General features: G+C 64.2%; 7 protein-coding genes. 6 read left to right on the top strand and 1 reads right to left on the bottom strand.

What is annotated here, in order from left to right; translation table 11 throughout:
* Nucleotides 1–33 precede the first annotated feature (33 nt).
* Nucleotides 34–624: a shikimate kinase gene (locus VOI29_RS20900; protein WP_323783320.1), complete on the bottom strand. Its 591-nt coding sequence runs from the start codon at nt 622–624 to the stop codon at nt 34–36.
* A gap of 81 nt (nt 625–705) precedes the next feature.
* Here VOI29_RS20900 and VOI29_RS20895 point away from each other — a divergent pair, with 81 nt between their 5' ends.
* The 6 genes from VOI29_RS20895 to VOI29_RS20870 all read left to right on the top strand — a co-directional run.
* Complete coding sequence (locus VOI29_RS20895) at nt 706–855, top strand: hypothetical protein (protein WP_323783317.1); 150 nt, start codon at nt 706–708, stop codon at nt 853–855.
* Entirely contained in the window at nt 845–2,362 is a 1,518-nt protein-coding gene (locus VOI29_RS20890; protein ID WP_323783314.1) for a hypothetical protein, read from the top strand. The genes VOI29_RS20895 and VOI29_RS20890 overlap by 11 nt, the downstream gene beginning before the upstream one ends.
* A 1-nt stretch (nt 2,363) precedes the next feature.
* Entirely contained in the window at nt 2,364–3,308 is a 945-nt protein-coding gene (locus tag VOI29_RS20885) for a site-specific tyrosine recombinase XerD (RefSeq protein WP_323783311.1), read from the top strand.
* 81 nt (nt 3,309–3,389) lie between these two features.
* Nucleotides 3,390–4,700, top strand: a complete 1,311-nt coding sequence (locus VOI29_RS20880; RefSeq protein ID WP_323783307.1) for an HlyC/CorC family transporter — start codon at nt 3,390–3,392, stop codon at nt 4,698–4,700.
* A 13-nt stretch (nt 4,701–4,713) separates the two neighbouring features.
* Entirely contained in the window at nt 4,714–6,348 is a 1,635-nt protein-coding gene (locus VOI29_RS20875; RefSeq protein ID WP_323783304.1) for a hypothetical protein, read from the top strand.
* Between the two features lie 108 nt (nt 6,349–6,456).
* Nucleotides 6,457–7,002, top strand: a 546-nt coding sequence (locus tag VOI29_RS20870) for an FAD-dependent oxidoreductase (protein ID WP_323783301.1), incomplete at its 3' end; no start/stop codon positions are given.

The following is a 7,002-nucleotide window of genomic DNA, read 5'->3' as shown; positions in this document are numbered from 1 at the left end:
GCTCGCCCAGAGGCACGTGAACCTTGCGTTCCATCATGTCCACTCCAATACATCGGGGCGCGCCTGCAAGGCTTCCAGCACCCGGTCAACCATGGTTTCAATTGCCGCCTGGCTGTCCGAAACGACCGTCAGGTCCGCCTTTGCATAAAGCGGCACCCGGTCGCGGAACAGGCCGCTGAGGGTCGCACGCGGATCAGCCGTGCGCAGCAGCGGCCGGGTGTCGCGGTGGCGCACCCGGTTCCACAGAACGTCCAGATCGGCCTGCAGCCAGACCGAGACCCCTTTGGCGGTAATCACATTGCGGTTTTCTTCCGCCAGAAAGGCGCCGCCGCCCGTCGACAGGACACCGCGTTCTTCCTCCAGCAGCCGGGCGATCACCTGCCGTTCCTTTTGGCGGAAGAACGGCTCGCCATCGCGGGCAAAAATCTCGGGGATCGTCATATTGGCTGCGGCCTCGATCTCGTGGTCGCTGTCCAGGAAAGGCACATCCAGCCGGGCCGCCAGCGCGCGCCCCACGGCGGTCTTGCCGGCCCCCATCATACCCACCATCACGATGGTCTTTTTCAGTTTCCCCGGCACCGGGCCTGCTGCCTTCCGGCCGCTGTCTTGCTCTTTTTCGCTCATTCTTCAGTGAATGACGTGATCTTGCGGAAAAGGGAATATATAACTTCGGCAAAAGAGCAGGAAACAGGCTTTGGATGTACCATGAGGCGATTGATTAAGTACTTGGTCTATTTGGCGGTTCTGGCGGCAATCGGGCTGGTGGGCTATGCATATGTGGGGCCGTGGTTCGGTGCGGATTTCCGCGCGCCCAGCACCGAGGTGCGCAAGCCGGTGTTGCTGAATGCGGATTAAGGCGGCTGCCGCCGGGGTGATGATGGCCGGCAGTGCCTTTGCCAATGAACCCCTGGCGGCAATTGACTGGCTGAACCAGCCGCCGCCGCGCAGTGGCCTTCCCGGCATTGTTCTGCTGGAGCCGCCGGTGGCGGGCACGGCTGCATTTCCGTCAGTCTCGGTCACACCTTTGGAAACGCTGGTGCCTCCCATCGGGCTGGTTCCGGCGTCGGCAACCGGCCTGCCGGCCGATCTGTGGCGCGGCAGCGCTGCCGGCGATATCACCCATCTGATTGAAACCGTTCCGGTGCGCGGCAGCCCGGCGATGCAGGCACTGCTGTTCACCCTGCTGTTGTCGGAAACCCGGCCGCCAGCTGCGGCAGCCGACCGGATTCTTCTGGCCCGGCTGGACCGGCTGCTGGCGCTGGGGGCCACAGACCCCGCCCAGGCACTGGTTGAGCATGCAGGGCCCACGGACAGCAAGGACCGCTTCACCCGCTGGTTTAACGCCACGCTGCTGACCGGCAGCGAGGACGCCTCCTGCGCCGCCCTCACGGCCTCGCCGCATCTGTCAGACAGCTATGCCGCCAGGATCTTTTGCGCAGCGCGGCGCAGCGACTGGCCAACCGCGGCGCTGATGATGGAAACCGCCCACGCGCTGGAGCTGCTGCCCGAAAACCATATGCAGCTGCTGGACCGCTTCCTGAATCCCGATCTGTTCGAGCAGGCACCGCCGCTGCGCCGCCCGGCGGACCCGGATCCGCTGACCTTCCGCCTGTTCGAGAGCATCGGCGAGGCGATGCCCACCGCGCCCCTGCCGCCGGCCTTTGCCGCAGCGGATCTGCGCGACATTGCCGGCTGGAAGGCGCAGCTGGAGGCGGCTGAACGGTTGGCCCGTGGCGGTGCGCTCAACCCCAATCAGTATCTTGGCCTGTTCAGCGCCCGCAAACCCGCCGCATCAGGCGGCATCTGGGACCGGGTTGCGGCGGTTCAGCAGCTGGAAAGTGACCTCAGCTCCGGCAACGCGGACGCCATTGACCGCTCCCTGCCCCGCGCTTGGGAGGCAATGCAGCAGGCGGGCACCGAAACTGTCTTTGCCGACCTCTTCGGCGAACCGCTGGCGCGCGCAAGCCTGAACGGCCAGACCGCCGCGCTGGCCTGGCGCATCCGTCTGTTGTCGCCCTCCTATGAACTCGCCGCGCATGATGCCCAGGCCGCCGGCACGATCGACCCGTTCCTTGCGGCCCTGGCCCAGGGCCGGCCTGATGACACGGCCGCCCCGTCGGAGATGGCTGAAGCCATATCCTTGGGGTTTGACACAACGGCCCCGGTGCCGACCGCGATCCGGCAAATGCTGAACAACGGCCAGCTGGGCGAAGCGATCCTGCGCAGCATGGTGCTGTTTGCCCAAGGTGCCGACGGCAATCTGGGCGACCTGACTGCGGCGCTGGCCGCTTTCCGCGCTGTCGGGCTGGAAGACACCGCCCGCCGCGCCGCCCTGCAGCTGATGCTGCTGGAGCAGCAGTGACATGGCGCCCCCCCGCGACAATTTCCAGTGGATCTCAACCTTCCTCGACGCCCAGGCAGCCGAAGCCGGTGCATCGCAGAACACGCTTCTGGCCTATGGCCGCGACCTCAAGGACCTGACCGGCTGGCTGGAGCACCGCACCCTGGATTTCCTGACCGCCAGCCAGGACGATATCGAAGCCTATCTGATCAATTGCGACGCGCAAGGACTGGCGCGGTCAACCCGGGCGCGGCGGCTGTCAGCGGCCAAGCAGATCTACCGCTTTGCGTTTGAGGAAGGCTGGCGCGAAGACAATCCGGCCATCCGGATCCGCGGCCCGGGGCGCGAAAAACGGCTGCCCAAAACGCTGGAGGTCATCGAGGTCGACCGCCTGCTCGACGCCGCCCGTCAGACCGGCCGCAGCACCGCAGACCGGCTGCGCAACACCTGCCTGATGGAGCTGCTCTATGCCACCGGAATGCGGGTCACCGAGCTGGTCTCGCTGCCGGTTTCCGCTGCCCGCGGCGACCCCAGAATGCTGCTGATCACCGGCAAAGGCGGCAAGGAACGCATGGTGCCGCTGTCGCCGCCCGCGCGCGAAGCGCTGGCCGTCTGGCTGGCCGCCCGCGACGGCACCGAGGCAGAACGCGAAGCAAAGGGCAAGCCCGCCTCGCGTTTCCTGTTCCCTTCGCGCGGCAAATCCGGCCATCTGACCCGCCACCGCTTCTACCTGCTGATCAAGGAACTGGCGGTCACCGGCGGCGTTTCTCCGGACAAGGTCACGCCGCACACGCTGCGCCACGCCTTTGCCACGCATCTGCTGGCCAATGGCGCCGACCTGCGTGCGATCCAGGCTCTTCTCGGCCACGCCGACATCGCCACCACCGAAATTTACACCCATGTGCTGGACGCCCGCCTGCAGGAACTGGTGCTGCAGCATCACCCGCTGGCCAAGGATGCGGGCTAAGCGCTGCTAGAACTTGAAGCGCCTGCAGCAAACCCCCATAAATACAGCGAACATTCAACAGACCGGATCTCTGGACCCCTCATGGACACTGCCTCCACCGTACTCGACAGCGCCTTCTGGACCACTGCCGGGGCCATTGTCCTGCTGCTCGTCCTGTCCGGCTTTTTCTCAGGCTCGGAAACTGCGCTGACCGCCGCCTCGCGCGGGAAACTGCGCAGCCAGGCCGACAAGGGCTCGCATGGCGCGCAAAAGGCGCTCAGCGTCACCGAAGACAGTGAAAGACTGATTGGTTCGGTGCTGCTGGGCAATAACCTTGTCAACATCCTCGGCACCTCGCTGGCAACCGCCTTGTTCACCCGTGCTTTCGGGGAAAGCGGCGTGGCCCTGGCGACACTGGTGATGACCGTTCTGGTGCTGGTCTTTGCCGAGGTGCTGCCCAAAACTTATGCCATTTCCAACGCTGAAAAGGCAGCGGCAGCCGTTGCGCCGGTGATCGGCGTGCTTGTCACCCTGCTGGCGCCGGTGGTCGGCTTGGTCCGGTTGCTGGTGCGCGGTGTCTTGCGGATCTTCGGCGTGCGGATCGACCCAGACAGCCATATCATGGCGGTGCGCGAGGAAATCGCGGGCGCGTTGCATCTGGGCCATTCCGAAGGCGTGGTCGAAAAGGAAGACCGCGACCGCATCCTAGGCGCGCTGGATCTGTCCGACCGTTTTGTCGAAGAAATCATGCTGCACCGTTCCAACATCGCGATGATCGACGCGGACGCGGATCCCGAAGTCATCCTCGAACAGTGCCTGCAAAGCCCGCACACACGCCTGCCCGTCTTCCGCGGCGAGCAGGAGAACATCATTGGGGTGGTCCATGCCAAGGATTTGTTCCGGGCGATGTACGAACAGGCCGGCGGCGCAGACGGCGATGCCGGCCGTCTCGCGTCCTTTGACATCTCCGAGATCGCCAAGGCGCCCTATTTTGTGCCCGAAACCACCACGCTGGACGAACAGATGCGCCAGTTCCTGCGGATGCGCTCGCATTTTGCGCTGGTGGTTGATGAATACGGTGCGCTGCAAGGCCTGATCACGCTGGAGGATATTCTGGAAGAAATCGTCGGCGAAATTACTGACGAGTTCGATCCCGACGAGGAAAGCATTGTCAAGAAGACCGCAGATGGCTGCTATCTGGTCGAGGGTGTTACCACCATTCGCGACCTGAACCGCGCCACCGACTGGAACCTGCCGGATGAGGAAGCCAATACCATCGCCGGGCTGGTCATCCACGAGGCGCAGATGATCCCGACCAAGGGCCAGGTGTTCTCCTTTCATGGTTTCCGCTTTGAAGTGACCGAGCGCGAGGGCAATCGGGTGACCAGCCTCAAGATCCGGCCCTTGTCGTGACAGGGATACCCGCATGACCCGCGCGGCGGAACTGGCCTGGCACTGGTTCGACAGCATCATCCTGGATCTGTTCCGCCAGCTGCGCTGGTCCTTCATGCCGCCGCTGCTGATCTACTTTGCCTATGGAACGCAGGGCATCACCACCGTTGCAGCCTCGTTTTTCGTCAAGGAATACCTGGACCTCTCCGCCGCCTTTCTGGCCGGATTGGCGTTCTGGGTCGGCCTGCCCTGGGCGCTGAAGATGCCGCTGGGGCATCTGGTCGATCTGATCTGGCGCTGGAAATACCTGCTGATCCTGCTGGGGGCCGGGCTGATGGCCGGCAGTTATGGTATCCTTGCTGCCATCGTGCTGGAACCTGCCATGATGGGTGCCGTGATGCCGCCGGGCGCCTGGTATGTCACCGCCGCGTTGCTGGCCCCCTGCGGATATGTGCTGCAGGATGTGGTGGCCGACGCGATGTCGGTCGAGGCCGTGCCCCATACCGATGACCATGGCCGCCCCTTGCCCGAGGCTGAAACCAAGTCCCTGCACACCACCATGCAGACCTTCGGCCGCATTGCGCTGATCGGCGGCTCCAGCGCTGCCGCCGCGTTGAACGTCGCCCTGTTCGACGGGGCCGACGCGCTGCCGCAGCCGGAAAAAGCCGCGCTTTACGGCTTTGTCTTCACCCTCGCTCTTCTGATCCCGGTGATTTCCCTCTCCGGTGTCGCCCTGGCGATCTGGCAGAAGTGGCGCAGGGCCGCCCTGCTGCGCCGCGCCGGTGTGGCCGAGGCTGAGATTCGCGCCCGCATAGAACTGCCGCGTGAACCGGTCGCCCCCAATCACTGGTACTTCCTCGGCGGCGGTGCTTTTGTTGCGCTCTCCCTCGCTGTGGGCCTGGGCGACGTTCCCTACTCGCAGGAAATCGTCTTTGCCGGTTCCATGGCCATTGTGCTGTTCCTGATGCGGCAGCTGGTTTCGGTCCTGCCCACGGAGCAAGCCTGCGCCCTGATCGGCACCGCCATCATCATCTTTGTCTATCGCGCCACGCCCCTGCGCGGTCCTGGCGCCACTTGGTTTGAGATCGACGTGCTGGGCTTTGACCAGCAATTCCTGTCTGTCCTGGGCCTGATCACCTCTTTACTGACGCTGGCGGGCATGCTGATTTTCCGCCCGATGATGGCCAGCCGCCCGATCGCCTGGATCGTCGCCTTCCTGGCCATCACCGAGGCCGTCCTCAGCTTGCCCAATATCGCGCTTTACTACGGAGCCCACCACTGGACCGCCGCGATGACCGGCGGCGTGGTCGACGCCCGCTTCATCGCCATGGTCGACACCGCCGTCGAATCCCCGCTCGGCCAGGTTGCGATGATCCCGATGCTCGCCTGGATCGCCCGCAACGCGCCCTCGGGGCTCAAGGCCACCTTCTTTGCGGTCATGGCCTCTTTCACCAACTTGGCGCTGTCGGCCTCCAGCCTCGGCACTAAGTACCTGAACGAAATCTTCCTGGTGACGCGCGAGGTGACAGATTCGGAAGGCAATATCGCAACCCCCGCCGATTATTCCCAGTTGGGCATGCTGCTGATCACCGTTGGCGTGATCCTCCTAGCCGCCCCCCTCACCACGATTTTTGTGATCCAGTACAGCCGCTTCCGCACCTCTGCGTAAGACCTACCTTCCCTCAAGGTCAGTAAGCGGCACGCCGTGCCGCTTTTCTGCTGGACTACTGTTCACTTATGTACAGAATACAGGCAACACCTATTCTGGGAGGCCCATATGAAAACCACCACACGCGTGGCAGTTATCGGCGGCGGCGTCGTCGGCTGCTCTGTCCTGTATCACCTGACCAAGCTCGGCTGGTCCGACGTCATGCTGATCGAACGCTCGGAGCTGACCTCCGGCTCCACCTGGCACGCGGCAGGCGGCTTTCATACCCTCAACGGCGACACCAACATGGCCGCGCTGCAGGGCTACACCATCAAGCTCTATAAAGAGCTGGAAGCGATCACCGGCATGTCCTGCGGCCTCCACCACGTGGGCGGCGTTACCCTGGCCGAAACCCAGGAACGCTTCGACATGCTGAAGGCCGAGCGTGCCAAACACCGCTTCATGGGACTTGAGACCGAGATCGTCTCCCCCGAAGAGATCAAGAAGATCGCCCCCGTCACCAACATCGACGGCATCATCGGCGGGCTGTACGACCCGCTCGACGGCCACCTCGACCCCTCCGGCACCACCCACGCCTATGCCAAGGCCGCGCGCATGGGCGGCGCCGCGATTGAGACCCACTGCAAGGTGATCGAGACCAACCAGCGCCCCGAC

This window comes from Leisingera sp. (genome assembly GCF_034669605.1).
Classification (GTDB): Bacteria; Pseudomonadota; Alphaproteobacteria; order Rhodobacterales; family Rhodobacteraceae; genus Leisingera.
This window is presented reverse-complemented; position numbering and strand designations above follow the sequence as displayed.

Bases quoted from the DNA above. Each gene is read 5' to 3' on its own strand.
- VOI29_RS20900 (WP_323783320.1), bottom strand. From the start codon at position 624: ATGAGCGAAAAAGAGCAAGACAGCGGCCGGAAGGCAGCAGGCCCGGTG.
- VOI29_RS20895 (WP_323783317.1), top strand. From the start codon at position 706: ATGAGGCGATTGATTAAGTACTTGGTCTATTTGGCGGTTCTGGCGGCA.
- VOI29_RS20890 (WP_323783314.1), top strand. From the start codon at position 845: ATGCGGATTAAGGCGGCTGCCGCCGGGGTGATGATGGCCGGCAGTGCC.
- VOI29_RS20885 (WP_323783311.1), top strand. From the start codon at position 2,364: ATGGCGCCCCCCCGCGACAATTTCCAGTGGATCTCAACCTTCCTCGAC.
- VOI29_RS20880 (WP_323783307.1), top strand. From the start codon at position 3,390: ATGGACACTGCCTCCACCGTACTCGACAGCGCCTTCTGGACCACTGCC.
- VOI29_RS20875 (WP_323783304.1), top strand. From the start codon at position 4,714: ATGACCCGCGCGGCGGAACTGGCCTGGCACTGGTTCGACAGCATCATC.